This window comes from Actinoplanes sp. NPDC023936 (assembly GCF_040639325.1).
Lineage (GTDB): Bacteria > Actinomycetota > Actinomycetes > Mycobacteriales > Micromonosporaceae > Actinoplanes.
The window spans coordinates 1-25,915 of the sequence record NZ_JBEZZR010000033.1 but is presented as its reverse complement, the minus strand read 5'-3'; the positions used below and the strand labels follow the sequence as shown (position 1 = coordinate 25,915).

General features: G+C 70.2%; 26 protein-coding genes. 14 read left to right on the top strand and 12 right to left on the bottom strand.

The window, feature by feature from the left end; all coding sequences use genetic code 11:
• Positions 1-25: 25 nt before the first annotated feature.
• Complete coding sequence (locus AB0F72_RS31805) at positions 26-1,033, bottom strand: dehydrogenase (RefSeq protein ID WP_360438979.1); 1,008 nt, start codon at positions 1,031-1,033, stop codon at positions 26-28.
• A 195-nt stretch (positions 1,034-1,228) separates the two neighbouring features.
• Between AB0F72_RS31805 and AB0F72_RS31800 the strand changes: the two genes are divergently transcribed.
• The gene (locus tag AB0F72_RS31800; RefSeq protein WP_360438976.1) at positions 1,229-1,981 is read left to right on the top strand and encodes a CDP-alcohol phosphatidyltransferase family protein; all 753 of its coding nucleotides are present in this window, start codon (positions 1,229-1,231) and stop codon (positions 1,979-1,981) included.
• 106 nt (positions 1,982-2,087) lie between these two features.
• On the opposite strand, the gene AB0F72_RS31795 is transcribed toward AB0F72_RS31800, so the two are convergent.
• Positions 2,088-2,972 carry a cobalamin-binding protein gene (locus AB0F72_RS31795; RefSeq protein WP_360438973.1) on the bottom strand — a complete coding sequence of 295 codons (885 nt, stop codon included), beginning with the start codon at positions 2,970-2,972 and terminating at the stop codon, positions 2,088-2,090.
• Between the two features lie 63 nt (positions 2,973-3,035).
• Here AB0F72_RS31795 and AB0F72_RS31790 point away from each other — a divergent pair, with 63 nt between their 5' ends.
• The gene (locus AB0F72_RS31790) at positions 3,036-3,995 is read left to right on the top strand and encodes an endonuclease/exonuclease/phosphatase family protein (protein ID WP_360438970.1); all 960 of its coding nucleotides are present in this window, start codon (positions 3,036-3,038) and stop codon (positions 3,993-3,995) included.
• A gap of 109 nt (positions 3,996-4,104) precedes the next feature.
• On the opposite strand, the gene AB0F72_RS31785 is transcribed toward AB0F72_RS31790, so the two are convergent.
• From AB0F72_RS31785 to AB0F72_RS31775, 3 genes are all read right to left on the bottom strand, one after another.
• Complete coding sequence (locus tag AB0F72_RS31785; RefSeq protein ID WP_360438967.1) at positions 4,105-4,680, bottom strand: hypothetical protein; 576 nt, start codon at positions 4,678-4,680, stop codon at positions 4,105-4,107.
• Between the two features lie 188 nt (positions 4,681-4,868).
• A complete protein-coding gene (locus AB0F72_RS31780) occupies positions 4,869-5,729 on the bottom strand; it encodes an alpha/beta hydrolase (RefSeq protein WP_360438964.1) in 861 nt (286 codons plus the stop codon).
• Positions 5,730-5,886: 157 nt separating this feature from the next.
• On the bottom strand, positions 5,887-6,255 hold the full coding sequence (locus AB0F72_RS31775; RefSeq protein ID WP_360438962.1) for a hypothetical protein: 369 nt from the start codon (positions 6,253-6,255) through the stop codon (positions 5,887-5,889).
• 187 nt (positions 6,256-6,442) lie between these two features.
• Here AB0F72_RS31775 and AB0F72_RS31770 point away from each other — a divergent pair, with 187 nt between their 5' ends.
• The 3 genes from AB0F72_RS31770 (at position 6,443) to htpG (ending at position 10,302) form a co-directional block, all read left to right on the top strand.
• Positions 6,443-6,712, top strand: a complete 270-nt coding sequence (locus AB0F72_RS31770; protein ID WP_360438959.1) for a hypothetical protein — start codon at positions 6,443-6,445, stop codon at positions 6,710-6,712.
• Between the two features lie 263 nt (positions 6,713-6,975).
• The gene (locus tag AB0F72_RS31765) at positions 6,976-8,259 is read left to right on the top strand and encodes a nucleobase:cation symporter-2 family protein (protein WP_360439161.1); all 1,284 of its coding nucleotides are present in this window, start codon (positions 6,976-6,978) and stop codon (positions 8,257-8,259) included.
• A gap of 159 nt (positions 8,260-8,418) precedes the next feature.
• Positions 8,419-10,302, top strand: a complete 1,884-nt coding sequence (htpG, locus tag AB0F72_RS31760; RefSeq protein WP_360438956.1) for a molecular chaperone HtpG — start codon at positions 8,419-8,421, stop codon at positions 10,300-10,302.
• A gap of 75 nt (positions 10,303-10,377) precedes the next feature.
• On the opposite strand, the gene AB0F72_RS31755 is transcribed toward htpG, so the two are convergent.
• On the bottom strand, positions 10,378-11,220 hold the full coding sequence (locus tag AB0F72_RS31755; RefSeq protein ID WP_360438953.1) for a PfkB family carbohydrate kinase: 843 nt from the start codon (positions 11,218-11,220) through the stop codon (positions 10,378-10,380).
• Positions 11,221-11,298: 78 nt separating this feature from the next.
• A complete protein-coding gene (locus AB0F72_RS31750; RefSeq protein ID WP_360438950.1) occupies positions 11,299-11,457 on the bottom strand; it encodes a hypothetical protein in 159 nt (52 codons plus the stop codon).
• 136 nt (positions 11,458-11,593) lie between these two features.
• Between AB0F72_RS31750 and AB0F72_RS31745 the strand changes: the two genes are divergently transcribed.
• Positions 11,594-12,925 (top strand): MFS transporter, encoded by a 1,332-nt coding sequence (locus tag AB0F72_RS31745; RefSeq protein WP_360438947.1) that lies wholly within the window; start codon positions 11,594-11,596, stop codon positions 12,923-12,925.
• Positions 12,922-13,527 (top strand): TetR family transcriptional regulator, encoded by a 606-nt coding sequence (locus AB0F72_RS31740; protein WP_360438944.1) that lies wholly within the window; start codon positions 12,922-12,924, stop codon positions 13,525-13,527. The genes AB0F72_RS31745 and AB0F72_RS31740 overlap by 4 nt, the downstream gene beginning before the upstream one ends.
• A 34-nt stretch (positions 13,528-13,561) precedes the next feature.
• Here the strand turns inward: AB0F72_RS31740 and AB0F72_RS31735 are convergent, their stop codons facing one another.
• A complete protein-coding gene (locus AB0F72_RS31735; RefSeq protein ID WP_360438941.1) occupies positions 13,562-14,164 on the bottom strand; it encodes a TetR/AcrR family transcriptional regulator in 603 nt (200 codons plus the stop codon).
• Between the two features lie 71 nt (positions 14,165-14,235).
• Here AB0F72_RS31735 and AB0F72_RS31730 point away from each other — a divergent pair, with 71 nt between their 5' ends.
• Complete coding sequence (locus tag AB0F72_RS31730; protein WP_360438938.1) at positions 14,236-14,907, top strand: SDR family oxidoreductase; 672 nt, start codon at positions 14,236-14,238, stop codon at positions 14,905-14,907.
• 53 nt (positions 14,908-14,960) lie between these two features.
• Complete coding sequence (locus AB0F72_RS31725) at positions 14,961-16,418, top strand: gluconate:H+ symporter (RefSeq protein WP_360438935.1); 1,458 nt, start codon at positions 14,961-14,963, stop codon at positions 16,416-16,418.
• Between the two features lie 124 nt (positions 16,419-16,542).
• Here the strand turns inward: AB0F72_RS31725 and AB0F72_RS31720 are convergent, their stop codons facing one another.
• Positions 16,543-17,322 carry an LLM class F420-dependent oxidoreductase gene (locus tag AB0F72_RS31720; RefSeq protein WP_360438932.1) on the bottom strand — a complete coding sequence of 260 codons (780 nt, stop codon included), beginning with the start codon at positions 17,320-17,322 and terminating at the stop codon, positions 16,543-16,545.
• A gap of 10 nt (positions 17,323-17,332) precedes the next feature.
• Positions 17,333-17,797, bottom strand: a complete 465-nt coding sequence (locus AB0F72_RS31715) for a hypothetical protein (RefSeq protein WP_360438929.1) — start codon at positions 17,795-17,797, stop codon at positions 17,333-17,335.
• Between the two features lie 256 nt (positions 17,798-18,053).
• Here AB0F72_RS31715 and AB0F72_RS31710 point away from each other — a divergent pair, with 256 nt between their 5' ends.
• Entirely contained in the window at positions 18,054-20,036 is a 1,983-nt protein-coding gene (locus AB0F72_RS31710) for a LamG domain-containing protein (protein WP_360438926.1), read from the top strand.
• A gap of 706 nt (positions 20,037-20,742) precedes the next feature.
• Here AB0F72_RS31710 and AB0F72_RS31705 read toward each other — a convergent pair.
• A complete protein-coding gene (locus tag AB0F72_RS31705; protein WP_360438923.1) occupies positions 20,743-22,140 on the bottom strand; it encodes a DHA2 family efflux MFS transporter permease subunit in 1,398 nt (465 codons plus the stop codon).
• A gap of 72 nt (positions 22,141-22,212) precedes the next feature.
• On the opposite strand from AB0F72_RS31705, the gene AB0F72_RS31700 reads away from it, so the two are divergent.
• Positions 22,213-22,767, top strand: coding sequence for a helix-turn-helix domain-containing protein (locus AB0F72_RS31700; RefSeq protein ID WP_360438920.1), 555 nt, complete (start codon positions 22,213-22,215; stop codon positions 22,765-22,767).
• 28 nt (positions 22,768-22,795) lie between these two features.
• Here the strand turns inward: AB0F72_RS31700 and folP are convergent, their stop codons facing one another.
• A complete protein-coding gene (gene folP / locus AB0F72_RS31695; RefSeq protein WP_360438917.1) occupies positions 22,796-23,665 on the bottom strand; it encodes a dihydropteroate synthase in 870 nt (289 codons plus the stop codon).
• A 218-nt stretch (positions 23,666-23,883) separates the two neighbouring features.
• Between folP and AB0F72_RS31690 the strand changes: the two genes are divergently transcribed.
• From AB0F72_RS31690 to AB0F72_RS31680, 3 genes are read left to right on the top strand one after another with little or no spacing between them, the layout of a single operon-like run.
• A complete protein-coding gene (locus AB0F72_RS31690) occupies positions 23,884-24,777 on the top strand; it encodes a hypothetical protein (protein WP_360438914.1) in 894 nt (297 codons plus the stop codon).
• A complete protein-coding gene (locus AB0F72_RS31685; protein ID WP_360438912.1) occupies positions 24,774-25,202 on the top strand; it encodes a phage holin family protein in 429 nt (142 codons plus the stop codon). The genes AB0F72_RS31690 and AB0F72_RS31685 overlap by 4 nt, the downstream gene beginning before the upstream one ends.
• Complete coding sequence (locus AB0F72_RS31680) at positions 25,178-25,828, top strand: DUF3618 domain-containing protein (RefSeq protein ID WP_360438910.1); 651 nt, start codon at positions 25,178-25,180, stop codon at positions 25,826-25,828. Before AB0F72_RS31685 ends, AB0F72_RS31680 begins: the two co-directional genes overlap by 25 nt.
• The last annotated feature ends 87 nt before the right edge of the window (positions 25,829-25,915 follow it).

Sequence of the window (25,915 nt, the reverse complement as noted above, 5' to 3'; positions counted from 1 at the left end):
ACTACGGTTACCCGTACCGGAAAGATCAATTCGTGGTTGCGTAGTCGATCACGTGGCAGAGGGCGGGGAGGGAGCCGTCGGCCAGGCGGGGGAGGGTCTTCGGGAGGTCGTCGAAGGGTGACCGTCCGGTGATCAACGCTGCGAAGCGGGAGTCCTCCAGCAGGGACAGGGCCAGCGCGAGGCGGTCGGCGTAGGTTCGGTGGCGGTCGGGGCGGATCGCGCCGACCTGGCTGCTGCGGATCGTCAGCCGGCGCGAGTGGAAGAACTCGCCCAGGGGCACGCTCACCGGCTGGTCGCCGTGCCAGCTGAGCTCGACCACGGTGCCCTCGGGACGCAGCAGTTCCAGGGACCGCGTCAAGCCGGCTGATGTCGCGCTCGCGTGAATCACCAGGTCACGGTCCTCGGTGGCGTTCTCCGGGGTGGCGAAGCCGATCTTCAGGGATCGCGCGATGTCGTTCCGGCTCACGTCGGTGTCGACCAGCTGGACGTCGGTTCCGGGGAAACCGGCCAGGACCGCCGCGACGGACAGGCCCACCATGCCGCCGCCGACCACGGTGATCCGGTCACCGAGCTGGGGACGCGCGTCCCAGACGGCGTTCACCGCGGTCTCGACAGTGCCGGCGAGCACGGCGCGGTCCGGTGGCACGCTGTCCGGCACCACTGTCACGTTCGCGGCCGGCACCACGTACCGGGTCTGGTGCGGGAAGAGGCAGAAGACGGTCTTGCCGACGAGTTCGGGGACACCGGCTTCCACCACGCCGACATTGAGGTAGCCGTACTTCACCGGCGCCGGGAAGTCGCCGGCCTGGAACGGCGCTCGCATCGTCGCCCACTGGCTCTCCGGCACCCGTCCCTGGAAGACGAGCGTCTCGGTGCCGCGGCTCACTCCGGAGTGCAGGGTCCGGACGAGAACCTCACCCGGACCGGGATCGGGTACCTCCTCGGTGCGTATCTCGCCCGATCCCGGGCAAGCCAACCAGAAAGCACGGGCCGATGAAGCACGGGCCGATACAGCACGAGCCGATGTCGACAAAGGGGGCGTCCTCTCAGAGGGTCCGCACTCTCAGCCGCTCTGCTCTGTCAGATGTCCTGCTCTGCCAGAGGTTGTGCTCTACCAGATGTTGCCCAGAGCGGCTTCGAAGAACGGATCGGGCTTTTCGTGAACCGAACATCCCCGGAGAGCGTGTCAATCGGGGACAGCGGCTAAACCCTACGTCCAGGAGGAACGGTGACCATCAGTACCGCCACGACCACGACGAGTCCGTCCCGGGCTCCGCTGGCCGGGTTCGCCGCCCAGCTGCTCCTGCTGACCGGCCTCGCGGTTACCTCCGGCCTGAGCAGCTGGGGATGGGTCGCGGGGGTCGTGTTCGGAACCGTTCTGTGCGGGCTCCTGCACCGCGCCGGGCTGCCGTCCCTGGGATGGGCGAATCTGATCACTTTCGGGCGCGCGATCCTCACCGGCGGCGTGACCGCGCTGGTTGCCTCGACCGCGTCCGGGGTGGCCGTGCCGGCCGTGCTCCTGGTCACGATCGCGGTGGTCGCGCTCGCCATGGACGGCGTGGACGGGCAGGTGGCCCGCCGTACCGGAACGAGCACGGCGTTCGGCGCGCGGTTCGACATGGAGGTCGACGCGTTCCTCATCCTGGTGCTGAGCGTGTCGGCAGCGATCGAGTACGGCTGGTGGGCGATCGCCATCGGCGCGTTCCGGTACGTGTTCGTGGCCGCGTCCTGGGCGCTGCCCTGGCTGAACGCGCCGCTGCCGCCCCGGTTCGGCCGCAAGGTCGTCGCCGCGCAGCAGGGCGTCATGCTGGCGGTCGTGGTGAGCGGTCTGCTGCCGGGGTGGCTCGCGGTCGCCGCCCTGGCCGTGGCGCTCGGGTCGCTGGCGTGGTCGTTCGGGCGTGATGTGATCTGGCTCCGCCAGGCGTCCCGGGTGCGGCACACCGCCCGTAGCCGCTGGTCCGCGACCTTGGTGACGCAGTAGGCCCTCGGCAAAGGAGGCCGGGCAGCGGGCAGGCCCGAGAAGCAGCGGGCACGGGCACGGCTGAGGAGCAGCGGCGCGGGCGGAGAAGACGTCTGCGGATCGTGGGTCAGGCGACTCGGGCCACGGAACCGGTGGGGGCGGGCGGGACGGCGCCGGGGTGCAGGATCGCGGCCATCGCCTCGACGCCGTCGATCAGCCGAGGGCCCGGCCGGACCACCAGGCCGTCGCCGTCCATCGCCCATACCTGCGCGTTCGGGAAGTGCGGCGCCACCGCCTCGGCCTGCCGGATCGCGCCGTCCAGGTGGTACCCGCACGGCGTGACCAGCACGATCTCCGGCTCCGGCGCGGTCAGCTCGGCCCAGGACACCTGCACCGAGCGCTGACCCGGCCGGGCCGCCACCGGCTCACCGCCCGCCGCGGCGACCAGGTCCGGCACCCAGTGCCCCGCGCCGAACGGCGGATCCACCCACTCGACCACTGTCACCTTCGGACGCTGGCGGCCTCCGACCGCCGCCGCCACCCGGTCCAGGCGTTGCTTCAGCCGGGCGGTCAGGTCACGGCCCTCATCCGGTACGCCCACCGCGCTCGCCACCTCCTCGAACGAGGCCAGCACCTCGGGGAGGGTGTGCGGGTCCAGTGACAACACGTCCGCCCGGCAGCCGAGGTGGGCGAGGGCGTCCTCGACGTGACCCGACGGCAGCGCGCACACCCGGCAGAGGTCCTGCGTCAGGATCAGATCGGGGGCCAGGTTCGCCAGCGCGTCCGCGTGCAGCGTGTAGAGGTCGCCACCGGCCGCCATCTGCGTGCGGACGTAGTCGTCGATCTCCGCGGGTGTCATCGCCTTCGTGTCCCGGCCGCCGACCACGACGGTCTTCGTGGAGCGGGCAGCCGGTGGCTCGTCACACTCGAACGTCACGCCGACCAGGTCGTCGCCCAAGCCGAGGGCGTACACGATCTCGGTGGCGGAGGGCAGCAGGGAAACCAGGCGCATGCTCCCATCCTGCCCCTTCCGAGCCCGGCTCGCCGCCGTGCGTGCGCCTGGCACCATGTGCCGGTGCCGATCATCGTCGCGGCTCTGCTCCTGTTTCACCGGGCAGTGCCGAACGCCAGCCTCCTCGAGACGTTCCTGCCGTGGCTGGGGCTGGCGATTCCAGTTCTGCTCGTACGGGCCTGGTTCCGCTCGCTGCGCGCGGTGTTCGTCGCCGTCCTGCCGCTCGTCGTCTGGCTCGGCGTCTTCGGGGAACGGCTGCTGCCGCCGTCAGGCGGCACCCACCAGTTCGTCGTCGTGCAGCACAACGTCAGCGACGAGAACACGGATCCGGCCGGAACCGTGCGCACACTGCTCGAGTCGCGGCCGGACTTCGTCGGGCTCGAAGAAGTGACACCGGAGGCGTTGCCCCTCTATGCGGCTGCGTTCGGGGCGGCTGGGTTGGGGGCGGCTGGGTTGGGGGCGGCTGGGTTGGGGGCGGCCGGGTCCGGGGTGGCTGGGTCCGGAGCGGCTGCGTCCGGGCGTGACTATCCGTACGTCACCGTGCAGGGGACGGTGGCGCTCTGGTCGCGGTATCCGCTCACCGAGGCGCGGCTGCTGGACATCCGGCCGAGCACCCAGGGGCCCGACTGGAACCGGGGGCTGCGGGCCGTGGCGCACACGCCGTACGGAGACGTCGCGGTCTACGTGGCGCATCTGTCGTCCGTGCGGCTCGGGCTGGGCGGATTCGACTCGGCGAACCGGGACGAGAGCGCCCGCAAGCTGTCCGCGGCCATCGTGGCCGAGCCTCTCGACCGGGTGCTGCTGCTCGGTGACCTGAACAGCACCGTCGACGATCGGGCGCTCGAGCCGGTCCTGGGACGGCTGCACACCGCGGAGGCCGGGTTCGCGTTCAGCTGGCCGGTGCGCCTGCCGGTGGCCCGGATCGATCATGTGCTGGCCGACGGGATGACTGTCGTCGATGTGCGGACGTTGCCGCGCACCGGCAGCGATCACCTCCCGGTGATGGCGCGGCTGCGCCTCTAGGAGTCCGTTGTTCCTGTGCGGTCCGGTGCGCGTTTGACGGGCTCACCCAGGTGCTGGCGACCCAGGTCAGGGCTGGCCCGGTGAGTGGACCGAGCGGTCCCGGGCGTTTTCAGGGGCGTTTCAGGCCGGCCAGGAGGGCCAGGCCGGCGGTGACCGAGCCGGCGCAGGCGCCCAGGTAGAGGATCAGGAGGGCCAGGCCGCCGGCGAAGCCGGCCAGCACCAGCGCGGCCAGCAGTGCGCCTGCGGCTGAGCCGGTGGTGAGGATCCAGGCTGCCGCTTTCTGCATCGGGGTCCAGCTCGGGGAGCCGGTGGCGATCAGCATGCCGGCGCCGGGGGCGAGGACCGGCAGGACGAAGCCGCCGGCTATCAGCAGGGCCACCGCGGTGTGGTCGGCGCCGCCGCTGGCCGGTGCGGCCCTCTGCGGGGCCGGGGCGGGGCTGGGCAGGCGCAGGTGGGTCGCCATGCCGCCGCGGCGGACGGCGTCGGCGAGCTGCTCGGGGGGACCCAGGCGGGTGAGCACCCGGGCCGGGTCGTCGGCGAGGTCACGGCGCAAGGCGATGTAGCCGGTGACGGTGCTCATCAGATCATCCCGGGCCTCGGGGGAGAGGTCGTCGCCGGCCGCCCAGAGCGCGGCCAGGTAGTCCAGGACAAGGGTGTCGGCGTGGGCCAGCGGAGCCGCGGTCATCGTGATCCTCCAGCGTGGGATGCCAGGTCGGCGATGCCTGTCAGCATCTCGCTCGAGGGCCGGCCCGCGCATCGGACCATGGTGGTATCCGCAGGGGCCGAAGTAGGACTTTCGGCCTACGACGGAAGACGCATGCGGGGTGGAAATGCTGCTCCTCGCCGGGCGGCTGCTCGTCGGGCGACTGCTCGTCAGGCAACCTGGAGGATCTCGTCCAGGACTTTGTCCCATACGGCTCGGGGCGGCAGTTCGTGGCCTACGCCGTCCAGCCAGACCAGGCGGGCCTTCGGGATCGCGTCGGCCAGCTCCCGGGGGTGCTCGGCGGGAAAGCGCTGGTCCAGGGTTCCGTGCAGGATCACGGTGGGCGCCACGATGGTCGCGAGGCGGTCGCGGACGGGCGGGCCGTACCCGGCCATGCGGTGATTGCGGCGGCCTGCCGCCAGGTCGGCGCTGCGGTCGAAGATGCGTTCGGCCAGGCGTCGCAGGTGGGGCTCGGCCGCGGTGAACGGGCCGCCTCGGTCGCGGATCTCGGTGATCAGCCTGGTCACGGCGGCCTTACGGTCGGACCAGTCGATCTCCGGGAGCGAGCGGGTCGCCACGGCCAGCGGCGTCGAGGCCGGGGGCGGCGGTGCGGGGAGGTCGGGGTCGGCGTCGCCGGAGCCTGCGCTTGTGGAGATCAGGGCGAGGGACAGGACGCGGCCGGGATGGTTGACCGCTATCCGCTGGGCTATGCCGCCGCCCAGGGAGAAGCCGACCAGGTGGGCTGACGGGAGGCCGAGGACGTCGAGCACGCCCAGGGCGTCGTTCATCAGGTCCACCCCGGAATAGGCCGGGGAACCCACCGGGAAACACGTGGAACGGCCGGTGTCCCGGTGGTCGTAGCGCACCACCAGCCGGCCGCCGGCGGCCAGGCGCCGGCAGAACTCGTCGTCCCACCAATCCATCGAGCCGCCGTCCCCGGAGAGGAGCAGCAGCGGGGGATCGGCCGGCTCGCCGAACGTCTCGACACACACCTGGATGCCGTTGACCGGCATCATCGTCTCGGTCACCACGAGAACATTGTGGCGAGACTCACTTGCGGGCACGTTAAATGGACATCACATCGCAGGTCCACTTGACGTGCTCGATCGGGCCGGCTGGGGCCGGCGTGACCGGGAGAGCAGCAGAGACGGCCAGGCCGTTGCCGGCCTGGCCGTTCCGGTCGCCTGGCTAGCGGCGACTGGGTGCGGGTACGGCGGTAGCCCGTGCCTGGCTACGGACCACCCGCAAGCTGACGGCCGTGAGGCCGAGGGCGACGGCGAACAGGGTCAGGTGCAGGTACGGGTCGACGATCGGCACGAATCCGATGATCGCGACGGGGACCTGGACCACGGCGATGAGCGCGGCCAGCAGCCAGCGGCGGCCGCCACTCCAGAGCAGGGCGGTCCAGACCGGCGCCGAGGCGACCAGCAGGGTCAGGCCGTCGAGCAGGGCATGCAGGGCCGGGCTGTGCACTCTGTTGTGCGCGAACGCGTTAGCGGGCGCGGCGATCCAGAGGCCGGCGAGGACGAGGGCGAGAACGACAGCGGCACGACGCATGGGTTCCTCCAGCGTTACTAGACCGTTGCTCCGAGTAATCAAGCTATCGAATCCCGGTGGGGCAGGTAAAGGCTCACGTGGATTCATTCGTCTCGGCGGTGATGTCACTCTCCGTGGTACAGCGGGTTGGTGATCTCGACCGAACGGTCGGTTGGATACTTTCCGTGACGGTCGCTAGGCTGCTGGCATGCGCTTGATGGAGACGGTGGTGACGGTGGCGCTCACGGTGAGTGTTGCTGGTGCTTCTTACGCTGCGTTCATCCCGGAGAAGCTGGAGGGTGACGTCCGGGCGGTTGCGGCCGCTGCCACGTGCCGGACGGTGGACACGGCGATCGTGGGGTACATGAGCGTGAACGGGGTGGCGCCGACGTCGACCACGCAGCTGACCGACTGGGTTAAGGGCGATATTTCCGCCTATAGCATCGAAGATGGTGTGGCGGCCGGTCCGGGCTGTTGATCTAGTTAATCGACACGCAACACTGTATCGATCGCTGTAAACAAAGCGGGCCGAGAATCGCGGGACTTTACTTCCACGTGGAAGGAACCCCGATGTCTGAATCGGCACCCCCCGAATCGGCGCCCTCTGGATCGGCACCCCCCGAATCGGCGCCCTCTGGATCGGCGCCCTCTGGATCGGCGCCCTCCGGATCGGCGCCCTCCGGATCGGCGCCCTCCGGATCGGCGCCCCCTGCCGAGGGCAGGCACCCCGTCGACCAGCGCCTGCCGTACGGCCGCCTGGCGGTGCTCGGCTTTCAGCACGTGCTCGTCATGTACGCCGGCTGCGTGGCCGTCCCGCTGATCGTCGGCGGCGCCCTGAAGCTCGACCCGAGCACCATCGCGATCCTGGTCAACGCCGACCTCTTCGTCGCCGGGCTGATCACGATCGTGCAGAGCCTGGGGGTCGGCCGGATCCTCGGCGTGCGGCTGCCGGTCGTGGCCGGCGCGACCTTCGCGGCGCTCACGCCGATGATCCTGATCGGGAGCAAGTACGGGATGCCGGCGATCTACGGCGCGTTCCTGGTCTCCGGCCTCTTCGGGCTGCTCATCGCCAAGCCGTTCGCGAAGATCATCCACCTGTTCCCGCCGCTTGTCACCGGCACGGTCATCACCGTCATCGGCCTCTCGCTGATCGACGCGGGCGCCGGCCTGATCGCCGGCAACGACGAGGAGGCCCCCGGGTACGGTGACCTCGGCAACCTGGCCCTGGCCGGCGCGATCATCCTGATGATCGTGCTGATCAACCGGTTCGCGCGGGGTTTCCTGGTTTCCCTCTCGGTGCTGATCGGCCTGGTCTTCGGCGTGATCGTGGCGTCGTTCATGGGTCTGGTGGACTTCTCCGGCGTCGGTGCGGCGAGCTGGTTCGGGCTGGCCCGGCCGTTCTACTTCGGGCCGCCCGAGTTCCAGGCCGCCGCGATCGTCTCGATGTGCATCGTCATGCTGATCATCTTTGTCGAGTCGACGGCCGACATGATCGCTGTCGGGCAGGCGGTCGGGCGGGAGCCCAGCGAGAACGACATCGCCCGCGGTCTCGCCGCCGACGGCCTCTCCGGCATCCTCGCCGGCGCGTTCAACTCGTTCCTCGACACGGCGTTCGCCCAGAACGTCGGCCTCGTCCAGGTGACCCGGGTGAAGAGCCGGTACGTCGTGACGGCGGCCGGTGTCATCCTGGTCCTTCTCGGCCTGGTCCCGAAGCTCGGCGAGATCATCGCCGCGGTGCCCGGCCCGGTCATCGGGGCCGCCGCGCTCGTCATGTTCGCCACCGTCACGGCGGTCGGCATCCGGAGCCTGCGGCGGGTCGAGTTCGACGGCACCAACAACCTGTTGATCATCGCGGTGTCGATCGGCGTCGGGATGATCCCGGTGGTCGCGCCGAACTTCTACGGCCGGATGCCGGACGAGCTGCAGATCATCTTCGGTAGCTCGATCACCACCACGGTCATCGTGGTCTTCCTGCTGAACCTGCTTTTCAACGGGGCGAGCCGCGGGGTGAGGGTGCACCGGTAGCCGTCGGCCGCGCAGCGGCCGGGACGGCGCAGGGAGATCGCGCGGACTCTCGGGGAGAGAATCGTGCGGTTGGGGGCTGGTTAGCCGTACCGGAAAGGGTGTCGGGTTTCGGAACGTCATACGATCGGCCTGGAGTACCCACGGATATGACGGAAACGGGTGACGATGGAGACGTTGGAGTTCCAAGCAGAGGCGCGCCAGCTGCTGCAGCTGATGGTCCACTCGATCTATTCGAACAAGGACATCTTCCTGCGTGAGCTGATCTCCAATGCGTCCGATGCGCTGGACAAACTGCGCCTCGCCAAGCTGCAGGACGGCCTGGAAGCGGACACCTCCGACCTGCACATCGAGATCGAGGCAGGCGGTGCCGGATCGGACGGGGGGGCGCGCACGCTGACCGTGCGGGACAACGGCATCGGGATGACCCGCGAAGAGGTCGTCGAGCTGATCGGCACGATCGCGAAGTCCGGCACCGCGGAGCTGCTGACCAAGCTCAAGGAAGCACAACTCGCGGCGGCCACCGAAAGTCCGGAACTGATCGGTCAGTTCGGTGTCGGGTTCTACTCGACGTTCATGGTCGCCGACAAGGTCACGCTGGTGACCCGCAAGGCCGGCACCGACGGGCACGGCACGCGCTGGGAGTCGGCGGGCGAGGGCACCTACTCGATCGACGACGCGCCGGACGCGCCGGTCGGGACGACTGTGACGCTGCACCTGCGGCCGAAGGACGAGGAGGACGCCCTCTACGACTACGCCGAAGAGTGGAAGATCAAGGAGATCGTCAAGAAGTACTCCGACTTCATCGCGTTCCCGATCCGGCTGGTCTCCGCTCCGGGCGAGGAGGGCGAGACGCTCAACTCGATGAAGGCGCTCTGGGCGCGGCCGCGCAGCGAGGTCACCGACGAGGAGTACCACCAGTTCTACCGGCACATCAGCCACGACTGGACCGACCCGCTCGAGATCATCAACATGAAGGCGGAGGGCACCTTCGAGTACGAGGCGCTGCTCTTCATCCCGGCCCGCGCGCCGTTCGACCTGTTCCAGCGGGATGCCCGCCGGGGCCTGCAGCTCTATGTCAAGCGCGTCTTCATCATGGACGACAGCAAGGAGCTGATCCCCGACTACCTGCGGTTCGTCAAGGGTGTCGTGGACGCGGCCGACCTGTCGCTGAACATCTCCCGGGAGATCCTGCAGCAGGACCGGCACATCCAGATGATCCGGCGCCGGCTCACCAAGAAGGTCCTCTCCACCATCAAGGACCTGATGACCGGCAACCCGGAGAAGTACGCGACGTTCTGGCGCGAGTTCGGCCGGGCGATCAAGGAAGGCCTGCTCAGCGAGCCGGACAACCACAAGCCGATCCTGGAGATCTCCTCGTTCGCGACGACCGCCTCGGAGGAGCCCACCACGCTCGCCGCCTACGTCGAGCGGATGAAGGAGGGCCAGGAGGAGATCTACTACCTGACCGGCGAGAGCCGCTCCCAGGTGGAGAACTCGCCGCACATGGAAGCCTTCCGCGAGCAGGGCTACGAGGTGCTGATCCTCACCGACCCGGTCGACGAGATCTGGGTCGACGCGGTGACCGAATTCGACGGCAAGAAGCTGCGGTCGATCGCGCGCGGCTCGGTCGACCTGAAGAAGGACGAGGAGTCGCCCGCGGCGGAGGGCGACTTCGGGCCGCTGCTCGGCTTCCTCAAGGAGAAGCTGGACGACCAGGTGAAGGAGGTCCGGCTGTCGCACCGGCTGACCACCTCGGCGGCCTGCCTGGTCAGCGACGCTGACGACATCACGCCGGCGCTGGAGAAGATGTACCGGGCGATGGGGCAGGAAGGGCCGCGGGTCAAGCGGATCCTCGAGCTCAACCCCGGCCACCCCCTGGTCTCCGGGCTGCGGGCGGCGTACGAGCGTGGCGCCGACGACACGACCCTGCCGGACACCGCTGAGCTCCTGTACGGGACGGCGCTGCTCGCTGAGGGTGGCGACCTGGAGGATCCGGCGCGGTTCGCGAAGCTGCTGGCGGATCGGCTGGCTCGGACGGTCTGAGGCCGGCCGGTTCTTGGATTGGTGTCGCTTGGATCGGTGTCGCTTGGATTGGTGTCGCTTGGATTGGTGTTCGCTTCATAGGTGATGGAGCCACGATCTCGGGCCGGCGTGCGCTACGCGTACGCCGGCCACGGCGATGGCCTGCCGGATGGCGGTGTCGAGCGGTTCGCCGCGGATCAGGCTCACCGCCAGGGCGCCGTGGAAGGCGTCGCCGGCGCCGGCGGTGTCGACGGCCCGGACCGGGGGGACCGCGATCTCGACGTGACGGGGGCCGCTGAACCAGTGGACCGGGTCGGGTCCGTGCGTGACGATCACGTGCGGCGCGAGGTGGCGGAGCGGGCTTTCCGGGTGGCGGGGCGGGCTTTCGGGGTGGCGGAAGTCGGCTGAGCAGGCCACCACCTCGGCGTGCGGGAAGATGTCGGCGAAGACCGGGCGCCAGCTTCCGGCATCGACCAGCAGCCGGCGTGCGGCCCGGGCGGCGGCCACGGCCAAGGCCGGATGGTGACCGTCGACCAGGGTCAGGTCCCCGTCGGGAAGGCCGCCGGCGGGGACGGGCACCGTGTGGTTCCCGGCGTTGCGGCTCACGATCGTGCGTTCGCCGGTACCGGACAGGACGGTGACCGCGGAGACCGGTGGCGGATCGGTGCTGGTGGGCGCCGCGTCGATCAAGGTGACCCCGTGGGTGGCGAGATCCGTGCGGATCAGATCGCCGAGCGGGTGCGCGCCGACCGCGCTGACCAGCATGACCTCGATGCCCAGCGGGGCGCCGAGGGCGGCCGCGGTGACGGCGGCGTTCGCGGCCGGGCCGCCGGCGGCTACCTCGACCGACTCGGACTGGACCTTCTCGTCGGGGCCGGGGAGGCGCGCGACGCGTTGCACGATGTCGACGGTTGCCAGTCCGGCGCAGAGGATTCGCATCTGTGGTGGGCGGGCGGCTCAGTCGTCAGCTCAGTCGTTCGTCAGCTCAGTCGTTCTCCAGCTCAGCCGTTCGTCAGCTCAGCCGTTCGCGAGCTCTGAGAAGAACGTGCCGATGTTGCGGAAGATCTGGGCTATCCCGTCGCCGATGCTGCGGGCCACGTCGGCGGCCGGGCTCGGGTTCGTGCCGATCCAGAAGACCAGCAGGAACAGCAGGATCCAGCCGATGACCTTCTTCATCGTGCCCTCCGCTTTCCCCGGGAATCGCCAGGCGAGATCGTGACACACCCTCGCAACGGGACGCTGGCGGCGCGCCGTCAGCTGAGTGGCATCTCGGAAACGACTGTCGCCATCTTTTGAGAGTTACTCTCAAAAGATGGCTACTATCACGAAGCGCTGGTATGCGCTCGCCGCCCTCGCTCTCTGCACCCTCGCCGTCGGGCTCGACGGCACCGTGCTCAGCGTCGCCCTGCCGACGCTCGCCGGTGATCTCGGCGCCTCGACCGGCGACCTGCAGTGGTTCACCACCTCCTACCTGCTGGTTCTCGCCGCGGCTCTGCTGCCCGCCGGGATGCTCGGGGACCGGTTCGGCCGTCAGGGTTGCTGCTCGGCGGGGTGGCTGCTCGATCACTTCCACTGGGGCTCGGTCTTCCTGATCAACCTGCCGCTGGTGGTGTTCGGGCTGATCGCCGTCGCCGCCTGGGTGCCCGAGTCGCACGGCGACCGGGGACGCCGCTTCGACCCGGCCGGGACCGCGCTGTCGGCGGCGGGACTCGTCGCGGTGACGTACGGGATCATCGAAGCCGGTGAACGCGGCTGGGGTGACCCGCGCACCCAGGTCCTCATCGCCTCCGGCGTGCTGTCCCTGGTCGTGCTGGTGCTGTGGCAGCGGCGCGCCGCGGCGCCACTCATCGATCTCGGGCTGTTCCGGAACCGGGCGTTCACCGGTGGCACGCTCTTCGCCACGATCGCCGGATTCGCGTTCTTCGGGCTGCTCTTCGCGCTGCCGCAGCTCTTTCAGGCGGTCGGCGGGCAGGACGCGTTCGGCACTGGGCTGCGCCTGCTCCCGGTGATCGGGGGACTGGTCGCCGGCGCCCGGCTCGCCGGGGCGCTCACCGGCCGGCTCGGCACCCGAGTGATCATCGCGGCCGGGCTGGCGCTGATGGCGGCGGGCTTGTTCGCCGGTGCGGGGACTTCTTCCACGTCGACTTCCAACCCGACTTCCTTTTCGACGGAGGGCTACGTGCCCTACTGGGTCACCGCCTTCTGGATCACGCTGGCCGGGATCGGGGTCGGGTTCACCATGCCGTCGTCGATGAACGCCGCGCTCGGCGCGCTCACCCCGGAACGCAGCGGCGCCGGCAACGGCCTGATCCAGGCGCTGCGGCAGGTCGGCAGCGCGATCGGGGTGGCGGTGCTCGGCATGCTGCTCAACTCCGGATACCGGGAGGCGGTCGACACGACCGGACTGCCCGCACCGATGGCGGACGCCGTCCGGGACAGCGCCACCTCCGGCGCCGCGGTCGCCGGGCAGCTCGGCGACCCGGCACTGCTCGCGTCGGTGCGCGCCGCGTTCGTCTCCGGCATGGACCTCGCGCTGCTGGTCGCGGGCGGGGTGGCGGCGGCGGGCGCGGTGCTGGCGCTGATCGTCATGCCGGCGCGCGGAACCGAGACGGAGCCGGTGGTGCTGGCAGAATCGGGAGTATGACAGCCCCTCCCACCGGATTGCGTGAGCGCAAGAAGGCGAAGACCCGGGCCGCGATCCGCGAACACGCGATGCGGTTGTTCGAGGAGCAGGGTTACGCGGCGACCACCGTGGACCAGATCGCCGAAGCGGCCGAGGTCTCGCCCAGCACGTTCTTCCGCTACTTCCCGGCCAAGGAGGACGTCGTGCTGGCCGACGACGTCGACGCGGTGCTCCTCGACGCGATTCGTGCCCAGCCCGCCGCCGTCCCGCCGGTCGAGGCGATCCTGCGCGGGATCCGCGGCGTGTTCGACGGGATGAGGCCGCAGACGTGGGAGTTCGAGCGGCGTCGCCAGCGGCTGGTGCTCGGTGTGCCGGAGTTGCGGGCGCGGATGCTGCACCAGATGACCGAGGCGATCGACATGGTGGCCGGGGTGATCGCCGAGCGAGCCGGCCTGCCGGCGGACGACTTCTCGGCGCGGGTCACCGCGGGTGCGGCGGTCGGGGCGATGCTCGCGGTGCTGCCGCCGGGGGACTCCGGTCAGGCCGACGGGGTCACGCCTGCGGACTATCACCGGTTGGAGAAGGCGCTGGTGTTGTTGCAGGAAGGGCTCCCGCTGGGCTGATTCTTCCCGGCGGTTTTGCTTCTTGAAGGCTGTTCTACTTTCTGAGGACTGTTGTTTCCTCGAGAGCACTGCGGGCTTCGGCCAGGATGCGGTCGGACAGGTCGGTGCCCGCAGTGGCGCGCGCCAGGATGAGGGCGCCGACCATCGTGCTGAGCGTGGCCAGATCCGGTTCGCCGTGGTCACCCAGGCGGCTGGCGAACGCTTCAACCCCTTGGGCGTACGCCCGGCGGGTCCCGTCGCCACCGGCGGCGCGCGCGATGTCGCCGCCGAAACCCGCGGACGGGCAGCCTGTGCCGGGGTGGTCGCGGTGATCGGGGGAGAGGTAGGCGTCGAGTAGCCCGCCCAGGGATTCCGGCTTTTCCGGCGTCTCCGGCTTTTCCGGCGTCTCCGGGTCGGGACCGCCTGCGCGATCTTGGAATGTTGCTGCCTGCTCGATGAAGGCCTCGGTCACCGCCTCGGCGACCAGGGCGTCCTTCGAGGCGAAGTGCTTGTAGAAACCGCCGTGGGTGAGCCCGGCCTCGGCCATCACGTGGGCGACGCTCACCCCGGCGATGCCGCGCTCGCGGAACAACCGGGCGGCCGTCGCCACGATGTGCGCCCGGTTCTGTTGTGCCTGCGCCTGAGATACCCGTCCCATGGAGCCAACTATAGATGATGTGTGTCATCTATTACCTTGCCGCTATTAGATGATGGTCATAATCTAACGGCATGGACCTCACCACTGCCGTCGCCGTCGTCACCGGAGCCAACCGCGGGTTCGGCCGCCACCTCGCCGCCCAGTTGCTCGAACGCGGCGCCACCGTGTACGCCGCCGCCCGCGACCCGCGCAGCATCGACCTGCCTGGCGCTGTCCCGCTCCCGCTCGACGTGACCGACCCCGCCTCCGTCGCCCGCGCCGCGGCCCGGGCCTCCGACGCCACCCTGCTGATCAACAACGCCGGTGTCTCGGCCGGGCAGCCCGTCATCGGCGGTGAGCTGGACGGGATCCGGCTCGACATGGAGACCAACTACTTCGGCACGCTCGCGGTGACCCGGGCCTTCGCGCCGGTGATCGAGGCGAACGGCGGGGGAGCGATCCTCAACGTGCTGTCCGTGCTGTCCTGGGTGCATCCGGGAGCGCTGGGGTCGTACTCGGCGGCCAAGGCGGCGGCCTGGGCGCTGACCAACGCCACCCGGGAACTGCTCGCGCCGGCCGGGATCAGCGTGACCGGGCTGCACGTCGCGTACATGGACACCGACATGGCCGCGGGCGTGCCGACGGAGCAGAAGACCGACCCGGCCGTGGTCGCGAAGCTCGCGCTGGACGCGGTGGAGCGCGGGGACCGTGAGGTCCTCGGCGACGACCTCACCCGGCAGGCTAAGGCCGGGCTGGCAGCCTAGAGATGGAATCAGCCTGGAGATTGAATGAGGTTTGAGGTGGGTAACGCGGGCGCATGACGCCCCTTGCCGCCGAGGCCATCACCGATGCCGGTACCGGCCAGCTCATCCTGGCAGCGGTGCTCGGCATCGCCGCCGTCGTCCTGCTGATCGCCTGGGCGAAATGGCATCCGTTCCTCGCCCTGATCACCGGCTCCGGGGTGCTCGGCCTCGTCGCGGGTGCCGCGCCGGGAGCAGCCATCGACTCGTTCACCACGGGGCTGGGCACCACGGTCGGCAACGTGGGCGTGCTGATCGCGCTCGGCTCGATGATCGGCGCGCTGCTGGCCGAGTCCGGCGGAGCCGACGGCATCGTCAACCGGATCGTCAACGGGGTCTCCGGGGCGGCGCTGCCCTGGGCCATGGCCGGTGTCGCCGCGCTGATCGGACTGCCGCTGTTCTTCGAGGTCGGCGTCGTGCTGCTGGTGCCGATCGTCCTGCTGGTCGCCCGGCGGACCGACGTGGGACTGCTGAAACTCGGCATCCCCGCCCTCGCCGGACTCTCCGTGCTGCACGGTCTCGTGCCGCCGCACCCCGGGCCGCTCGTCGCGATCTCCAGCCTGAACGCGGACCTCGGCCTGACCCTGATGCTCGGCCTGCTCTGCGCGATCCCGACCGTGATCATCGCGGGGCCGGTGTTCGGGAACTTCATCGCCAAGCGGGTGCCGTTGCCCGTACCCGCGCTGCTGGCCACCGCCGACCGGCCCGGCAGCGGGCCGGCCGGCGGTCAGGACTTCGTCGACCGCACCGACCTGGCCAACCCGAGCGAACCCGGTGAGCTCGTCGACTCGTCGGTCAGCGGGCGCCGCAACCCCGGCTTCTGGGCGGCCGTGCTCACCGTGCTGCTGCCCGTCATCCTGATGCTCGCCCGGGGCGTCGCGGAACTCGTCCTGCCCGAGGGTGACGCGGTGCGCAACGCCCTCGAGGTCATCGGCGAGCCGGTCGTGGCGCTGCTCGCCGGCGTGTTCGTGGCGATGTGGGCGCTCGGCTACCGCGCCGGATTCGACCGCAAGGAGACCTCCGCCGTGATCGGTGGCGCGCTCCCGCCGATCGCCGGCATCCTGCTGATCGTCGCGGCAGGTGGCGGGTTCAAGCAGGTCCTGGTCGACGCCGGGGTGGGCAACGTGATCGCCGACGCGGCCACCGACGCGAACATGAACGCGCTCCTGCTGGGCTGGCTGGTCGCGGTCGGCATCCGAGTCGCCACCGGGTCGGCCACCGTCGCCACGATCACCGCGGCGGGCATCGTGGCGCCGCTCGCCACCAGCCTGGACTCGCCCACGGTGGCGCTGCTGGCGCTGGCCATCGGGGCCGGGTCGCTGTTCTTCTCGCACGTCAACGACGCCGGATTCTGGATGGTCAAGGAGTACTTCGGCATGACGGTGGGGCAGACCATCAAAACGTGGTCGGTGATGGAGACGATCATCTCGGTGGTGGGGTTCGCCTGCGTGATGCTGCTGAGTCTCGTCGTCTGACGTGCTGGTGTGCTGGTGTGCTGGTGTGCTGGTGGTCCGCGGGTGGTCGGTGACCACCCGCGGATTGCTGCTTGTTGACGTCGTCGCTGCTTGTTGACCTCGTTGCTGCTTGTTGACGTCGTTGCTACTTGTTGACGTCGTCGCGCCAGGCGATCCAGTCGCGGAGCCGGGAGAGGTCGGTGCTGTTCGAGCCGACCGTGAAGAGCGACGCGCCCAGTTCCCGCAGCCGCGGGCCGATCGCGGCGGGGTCGTCCTCACCGCCCACCTCGACCGAGACCTCGATCTCGGAGGGGTCGCGGCCGACCGCCGAGCAATGCTCCCGCAGGACGCCGAGCTTGTGCTCCAGCGTCGCGGCGTCGGCGAAGCTGTGCCAGATGTCGGCGTGCTTCGCCACCAGGCGCAAGGTCTTCTTCTCGCCGCCGCCACCGATCAGCACCGGGATCTTCCGGGTCGGCGGCGGATTGAGCTTGCCCCAGCGGGACTCGATCCGGGGAAGCGCCTCGGCCAGGTCGTCTAGGCGGCCGCCGGCGGTGCCGAATTCGTAGCCGTACTCGGTGTAGTCGCGTTCGAACCAGCCGGAGCCGATGCCGAGGATCAGCCGGCCGTCGCTGATGTGGTCGACGGTGCGGGCCATGTCGGCGAGCAGGTCCGGATTGCGGTAGCTGTTGCAGGTGACCAGGGCGCCGATCTCCACCCGGGAAGTGGACTCGGCCCACGCGGCGAGCATTGTCCAGCACTCGAAGTGCAGGCCGTCCTTCTCGCCGTACAGGGGGAAGAAGTGGTCCCAGTTGAACAATATGTCGGCGCCCAGTTCCTCGGCCTGGGACGCGGTGCGGCGGATGGTGGCGTAATCCATGTGCTGCGGCTGCAACTGCAGCCCGATCCGAACCGGCCTATTGATCATGCGATCCAGATTACGGGCAGGTGCCGTCCAGTTTCTGCCCGATGGTCGCGAACTCGCCGTCCAGGAAGGCCTGCGGATCCTCCGCCTTCGCGGCCTGTTCCAGCTCGGTGGCGATCGCCGTGACCTGCTCGCGCTGTGCCGCGTCGGTGCCCGCCGCGCCGGCGGCTCGTAGCTCCTGCGACATCGCGGCGAACGTGTCCCGCAAGCCTTGCTCGCCACCGCCGGTCGCGTTACCGGCCAGCCGCACCGCGCCGTCGGTGAGGATCTTGTAGACGGCCGTGCAGACGTACGCCGGCTGCCCCACCGAGGCCGAGGGCGCCGGCGCCACGCTGAACGGCGCCGGGATCGCATCGGGCGCGATGTCCACTTCGCATCCGCTGAGGGAGGCGGTCACGGCGGCGCCGGCGGCCAGTGCCGCGATCAACGCGGTGGGCGCGGGGGTGCGGCGACGGTGCGGCACGAGATTCCTCTTCATCGATTGAGGGTACGGCCGGAGCATAGCCGTTGTCCGGCGGTGCCACTCGGGTGGCGGACGAGTGGTCCGCCACCTTTGGTGTGGTGGGAAGTTAGCCACCAACGTGGCCAATAAGCTGAAAAAAGGTAAATCGGTGGTCGGGCGGGCCATGCTCGGTGGGATCAGGCGCGGTGGGGTCCAGCTCGGTGGGGTCAAGCTCGGTGGAGCCGGGCGCGGGCGGGGCAAGCTTGGTCTGGTCGAACTCGCGCGGTGGCCCGTGCCGTTTCGGCGGGTGCTGACCATGGGGCTGGCGACGGTGCTCGTCGCCGCCGGTGGCACGGCGTTCGCCGAGATCGTCTCTCCCGATCCGGTGACCACACCGTCCTTCAACGGCTCCGTCTACGCGGTCGCCTACCGTGGCGACACCGTCTACGTCGGGGGCAGCTTCACCAGCGCCATCGTCAACGGGCGGAGCACCCCGCGGACCCGGCTCGCCGCTTTCCACGCGCGGACCGGCACCCTGCTCGACTGGAACCCCGTCGTGGACGCCAACGTGCGGGCCCTTGCCGTCGAAGGGGACACCGTCTATGCCGCCGGTGACTTCGACACCGTCAACGGGGAGGCGCGGGACGCCGTCGCGGGGATCGGAGCGACCACCGGCGCGCTGACCCCGCTGCAGCACACCGTCGTGGGACAGCCGAACGCGCTGGCCGCCGGTAACGGGCGGCTCTACATCGGCGGCCGGATCACCTCGGTCGACGGCATGCCGCGCGGGAACCTGGCCGCCTTCAACCTCGCCACCGGGGCCGTCGACCCGTGGGCGCCGACCACCGACGACATGGTCAACGCGCTCGCCGTCACGGACGACCGGGTCTACATCGGCGGGCGTTTCCACCGGACCAACAACGTGAGCACCACCCTGCGGCTCACCGCGGTCGATCCGGCCACCGGCGTGCTCGACCGGACGTTCCGGGCCAAGCCGGTGTCGCAGGTGTTCGCGCTGGCCGCGCACCCGGACGGCGTGTTCGCGGCACTGGGCGGCCAGGGTGGACGGGCTGTCTCGTACACCCGGACCGGGGAGACCCGCTGGACCCGGGTGTTCGACGGTGACGCGCAGGCGATCGCCCTGCTCGGCGACGTGATCTACGTCGGCGGGCACTTCGACAAGGCCTGCACCACGACCAACAACGGGGCTAAGGGGATCTGCACCGACGGCGCGGTGGTGCGGGGCAAGCTGGCCGCGGCCGACAAGGAGGGCAACCTGCTCGAATGGTCGCCGCAGGCCAACGGCGTCGCCGGGACGCGACAGCTGGTGGCGAGCGAGCCGCTCGGCGCGATCAGTGCGGTCGGGGACTTCACCGTGATCGGCGGGGCGACCCGGAAACGGTACGCGGAGTTCGCCGGCACCTCCCCGTCGGCGTTCATCGAGACCACTCCGGCGCTGACCTCCTCGGCTTCCTCACCCGCAGACGCCTCCTCACCCGCGGACGCCTCCTCACCTGCGGTCGCCTCACCCGCGGCCTCTTCACCCACGGCGTCCTCGTCCTCGGCCTCCGCCCCCTCTCCCGCTCTGCCCTCGTTGGCTTCCTCGGCCGCTTCGCCGGTGGCGGTTGCGGCCTCGTCGGGGCACGTCGCGTCGTACAACTTCGACACCACCATCGCAGACGGGACGTTCGACGACGGGTCGGGCCACGGGAATCTGCTGCGTGCCGTCCTCCGCAACGGCGCCGCGGTGAAGCTGGTGCCGCACGGCAGCGGGCAGGCGCTGAACTTCCCGGCCAAGTGCGGCGGCGACACGTGCCCGCGGCTCATCCTGCAGGCCGGCGACACCGACGACCTGAACCCGGGTGCCCGTCCGTTGCGGTACGGCGCAGGCGTGCTGCTCTCCCCGGCCGAGACCGGCAGCGGTGAGAACATCCTGCAGAAGGGCTACTCGACCGGGGGCGGGCAGTACAAGCTGCAGGTCGACGGGCTCTCCGGGAAACCGAGCTGCGGGATCAGCGACAAGGTGGGCACGACGATGTACGTGGCGCGTAGCCGTACCTCGGTGGCCGACGGTGGCTGGCACTCCCTGGAGTGCCGACGCACCGGCCCGACGCTGGCGATCCTGGTGGACGATCGGCTCGAGGCCAGCGTGGCCGTGCCGGCCGAGCTGGCGGTGGAGTCCGAGCACCCGTTCACGATCGGCGGTAAGGGCGTGGGGCCGAACAACGACCAGTTCCACGGGACCCTCGACGACGTGTGGGTGCAGATCGGCTGAGTCGCCGCCCAGCGCCTCCGGACAACATGTGCTCGCTGCGGGGAGGCCACGGACGAGGACGGCGACGCGATGGCGATGGCGACGGCGGCGGCGACGGCGACGGTGGAGGGCGCGTCGAGGAGGTCAGTGACCAGGCGACCGGGTGCTGTCCCGAGCCGTCATGCTGGCCGGCCGTCGCGGCGGCGGTCGAGCGGCTCGGTGTGTGGCATCCCGGCGGTTTCACGGTTGTGTTCGAGTTCCGGCGGTGTGGAGTGCGGTTCGGTCACCGTGGTGAAGGAGAGCGACTTCGCGTGTGCGGTGTGCGAGAGCGCGTTGCCGGCGGAGTGGAATCTGGCTGATCGCTGAAGTGAAGCCCCGGCAGCCAGTGCGGACGGCGGCAGACCGCCGGGGCGAAATGTGTGTGCCGGTCGGAGGTCCGGCACACACGGCTTCTCGCACCACCGGCGGCGGGCCGGCGGCCTGATTCCGTGGCCGCTGGGGAACGGAGGCACCGCGAGACGGGATCGACCGGTGAGGACGTGGCCGGTTTCTCGTGGTGACCCGACAGCTCGGAATTGAAGGTCATCGTTGCAGCCATGTTGCGGAAGTGCAACAGGCCGGGTGCGTTCCGTTCATCGATGTTTCGTGGCCCGCCGATCGGGAGGGCGGGGGCACAGCGCCCGGCCGGGCACCCCGCCCTCCGCTCCGGCGCGGGAGGAACGCCGCCTCAGGCCCGCCGTGGGAGGAACGCCGCTGCCACGGCGCCGGCCGCGATGACGGCCGCACCGGTCAGGACGGCTGGGACCGCGCCGTCGACGAAGGCCTGGTGACTGGTGAAACCGCCGTACGTGCTGAAGATCGACGACAGCACGGCCACGCCGGTGGCGACGCCGAACTCCCGGATCGTGTTGTTCGTGCCGGACGCCACGCCGCGCTGCTGCTCGCCGACGCTGGCCAGGGTCATCGTGCTGACCGGCGCGAACGTCAGACCCATCCCGATGCCGGCCAGGGCGAACGCCACGACCAGCCGCCCGTACGTGACGTCCGTCGACGTGGCGAGTCCGATCCAGAGGATGCCGGCGGCCAGGAAGATCTGGCCCGCGATGATCAGGTTGCGAAGGCCGAGGCGGGCGCCGAAGATGCCGGCCAGGGGCGCGACCACCATCGGCGCCGCGGTCCACGGCAAGGTGCGCAGGCCGGATTCGAGAGGGCTGAGCCCCTGGACCACCTGGAAGAACTGAGCGAGCAGGAAGACGGCCCCGAACGCTCCGGCCGAGAACGTCAGGGTGACGACGTTGACGACGCTGAAGCCGCGTGACCGGAACAGGGAGAGCGGCAGCATCGGCGTACTGTTGCGGGCCTGCCAGAACAGGAACCCGGCGATCAGCGCGACGCCCCCGCCCAGCATGAGCGGCACCCGGCCGGTGGTCCACCCGTGTTCCGGGCCGTCGACGATGCCCCAGATCAGCAGCAGCATCCCGCTCGCCGACAGCACCAGTCCCAGCGGGTCGAGCCGGCGGGCGCCGCCGCGGGACTCGTCGAGGACCGTGGCCGCGAGGATCAGGGCCACGACGCCGATCGGGACGTTGACCCAGAAGATCCAGTTCCAGGTCAGGCCGTCGACCACCGCGCCACCGATGACCGGGCCGAGCGCGACGCCCAGGCCGGTGATGCCACCCCAGATCCCGACCGCGGCGTTCCGCCGATGATCAGGCACGGCCTGGGCGAGCAACGTCAGTGACAACGGCGTGACGGCCGCGCCGCCGATGCCCTGCAGGGCGCGAGCCGCGGTGAGCTGCCACGGCTCGGAGGCCAGAGCGGCACCGGCGGACGCGAGGGTGAACAGGGCGATGCCGGCCAGGAACATCCGCCGGCGGCCGAGCCGGTCGCCGAGTGCGGCGGCGGTGAGCAGGAACGCCGCGAACGGCAGCGTGTAGGCGTTGACGAACCACTGCAGGTCCGTGATCGACGCGCCCAGCTCGGTGCGGATGACCGGGAGCGCGGTGCTGACGACCAGGTTGTCGAGCGAGCCCATGAACGTCGGGATGCCGACGGCTGCAAGCACGAGGCCGAGCGGCCGGGTTCGGGGCCGGGCGGCCGGTCGTTCGGGTGCGAGTGTGGTCACTTTCTACGTCCCCCTGTAGTTGTTATTCACTGATAACTAACGACGGTATGCATTGACTGATAACCTGTCAACATGGCTCGCACCCGTCTCACCGCCCAGGACCGTCACGCCCAACTCGTCGCGGCGGCCCTGCAGGCCTTCGCCGAGGGTGGATACGCGGGCACCACGACTGACCAGGTGGCGCGCATCGCGGGCGTGTCGCAGCCGTACGTGATCCGGCTCTTCGGCTCGAAGCAGGAGCTCTTCCTCGCCACCCTGCGCTACGCCGGCGACCGGATCGAAGCGACATGGCGCGCGGCCGCCGAGCAGGACCCGACGCTGCACGGGCTCGGCCACGCCTACAAGCAGCTGCTCGCGGAACGGGAACTGCTGATCGTGCTGCTGCACGGGTACGGCGCGGCGGCCGAGACGACGATCGGCGACGCGGTCCGGGCCTGCTACGGCAACCTCTACACGGTGGTGCGCGAACTGACCGGCGCCTCACCGGACGAGATGCGTGACTTCTTCGCGATGGGCATGCTGATCACCGTGCTCGGTGCGATGCGGGTCCTCGGCCCGGACGCCGTCCCGCCGCAACCGTGGATGACGGACCTGCTGGGCAGCATGCCGCATGCCGGCGAGAAGTGATCGAGGAACGATCGCGGAGAAGTAGCCCTCAGTCCATGTTGTGGCGCAGGTAGGCCGGTTCCCGCCAGCCCAGCATCGCCTCGGTCATCCGCACCGCGTCGACCGCCGCACGCACGTCGTGCACGCGCATGATCCGGGCGCCGTGCAGAATGCAGAACACCACCGTGGCCAGGGTGCCGGCCAGCCGCTCGTGCTGCGGGCGGCCGAGGGTCTCGCCGATGAAGTCCTTGTTGCTCAGCGCCGCGAGCGTCGGGTACCCGATGGAGGTGATCTCCTCGAGGCGCTGGGTGAGCGCTAGGGAGTGCAGGGTGTTCTTGTTGAGGTCGTGACCCGGGTCGATGATGATCTGGTCCGGGCGTACCCCGCGGGACAGTGCCAGCTCGACCCGGGCCCGCAGAAACGCCGCGACCTCAGCGGTGACGTCGCCGTACTGCGGGCGCGGGTGCAGGGTGCGCGGAGCGGCGAGGCTGTGGGTGATGACCAGCTGGGCGTCGGTGCCGGCGACCGCGTCAGCCATCGCCGGGTCACGCAGGCCGGAGGTGTCGTTGATGACCCCGGCGCCTGCCTTGATCACCTCGCTGGCCACCTCGGGGCGGAACGTGTCCACCGAGACCACGGCCCGGTCGCGGGCCGCGTCGACGACTGGGAGGACCCGGTCCAGTTCCTCCGCGGCGGTCACCTCCGGGCCCGGGGCGAACGGAACCCCGCCGATGTCGATCCAGTCGGCGCCGTTCTCGGCAGCGGCCTGGACGGCCTCGGTGGCCTTCTCCAGCGCGAAGGTCCGGCCCCGGTCGTGGAAGGAATCCGGTGTGCGGTTCACGATCGCCATCACGACGACGCGGCGGGAGAAGTCGTAGGTCCGGCCGCCGATCACGCGCACGCCGCTGGTTTCGCTCACGGTTGGCGACCTTAACAGGAGGAGGGGAGCCGGTCCCCGTACCCCTGATCTGGGGTTTTATCTGTCTCGGTATTCGCGCTATTCATCACAAAGGAAGATGAGTCGACTCCGGCTGCGCGGGTAGTCCTATGCACAGACGCACAGATTGCAGATGCAGAGACTGCAGACACAAGAACTGCACAGATGCAAGGACCGACCGACCCCCCATCGGAGGAACCATGAGTGACATCTCCCCGGGCAGCCGTCTGCCGGCCGACCCGGCATACCCCGCCGACGTTCCGCCCGAGACGACCGCGACCCAGGCCGTTCCGGCTTACTCGGCCCCGGAATACGAGACCACGACCACCTACCAGGGCGTCGGCACGACCTCGGAGAACGACGAGTCGTCGAAGCCGCGGCAGGTTGCTCAGCAGGCGCGCGAGTCCGCCGGGCAGGCCGCTGCCGACGTGACCCAGACCGCCAAGGAGCAGGCACAGCGGGTGGGGCAGGAGGCTCGGGCGCAGGCCCGCGGCGTCGCCTCGGAGATCCGCGGCAAGCTGGACGAGCAGGCCCGTACCCAGAACAGCCGGCTCGTCGGCAGCATCCGGCAGACCGCCGACCACCTCGACGAGATGCGCGGAGCGCGGGAGGACTCGCCGGCCGCCGCTGTCGTGGCGCGCGTCGCCGACGGCGGCCGTCAATTCGCCGACTACCTGGACCGCAACGGTCCCGACGGCGTGCTGCGCGAGGTCGAGGACTTCGCCCGGCGCCGGCCCGGTGCCTTCCTGGCCACCGCGCTCGCCGCCGGCTTCGTCGTCGGCCGGCTCGGCAAGAGCGTCGCGAAGGCGGACAGCGACGCCGGCAAGCCGAGCACCGACACGTTCCGCCCGGAGTACGAGACGTCCGGAACCGCGGGATACACCACCCCGCCGGCGACGCAGCCGACCACCGGGTACGCCGCGACGACCGAGTACACCGCGACCGGCACCGGCACCCCGGCCGTCGTGCGGGAAACCTACGTGCAGGAGCCCGTCACGCCGGCGGCCACCACGCCGCCGACGACCACCACGCCGACGACCACCACGCCGACGACCACCACGCCGGAGACTTACGTTCCGGGTGAGCGGTCATGACCTCCCCGTACCGTCACGACTCCGCCGACCCGGTTGCCGACCCGGTCGCGGAGACCTCGATCGGCGAGATCATCGGCAACATCAGCAACGACCTGTCGCAGTTGTTCCGGCAGGAGGTGGAGCTCGCCAAGGCGGAGATCCGCCAGGAGGCGACCAAGGCGGGCAAGGCCGCCGGGATGCTCGGCGGCGCCGGATTCGCCGGCTACCTGGCCGTGCTGCTGCTCAGCTTCGCGGTGGTCTTCGGCCTCGGCAACGTCATCGACTACGGCTGGGCGTTCCTGATCGTCGGGATCGTCTGGGCCGCCATCGGCGCCGTCCTCTTCGTGAACGGCCGCAAGAAGCTCAAGACCGTCGACCCGGTGCCGCGCCGCACCGCGGAAACGCTGAAGGAGGACGCCCAATGGCTGAAGAACCCGACCGGTTGAGGCGTGACATCGAGAACACCCGGGCGACGTTGACCCGCGACGTCGACCTGCTGGCCGAGAAGACGAGCCCGCGCCAGGTCGCCCGCCGACGCTGGACCGCGGTGAAGGAGAAGGTCATGGGCACCACCGAAGACACCCGGCACGCCGCTCACGACCAGGCGTCCCGGCTGAGCGACAAGGCCTCCGACCTGGGTGACAAGGCCTCCGACCTAGGTAACAAGGCGTCGGAGACGGCTTCCCACCTCGGCGAGAAGGCGCAGGACAAGGCACACGACGCGGCCCAGGCGGTGCGCACCGCTCCGCGCACTGTGGCCGCGCAGACCCAGGGCAACCCGCTCGCCGCCGGCATCATCGCCTTCGGCGTCGGCATGCTCACCGCCTCCCTCGTGCCGGTCACCGACGCCGAGCGCCGGGCCGGTCAGCAGCTCAAGGATCACAGCGGCGACCTGACCGATCGGGTCAAGGACGTGGCCAGCGATCTCAAGGACGAGCTGGGCGGCACCGTGCAGGAGGCCGCCGGACAGGTTCGTGACACGGCACGCCACGCGGCGGAGACGACGAAGGACACCGCGCGCGCCGACGCGCGGGACGTCCGGGACGAGACGCGCAACGCGGCGACCTCCTGAACGATCACGAAGCGGCGGGCCGGCACGTGCCGGCCCGCCGCGGTGGCGGGGGCGCGGGGCGGGGCGGGCGGCGGCGGCCCCGCGGGG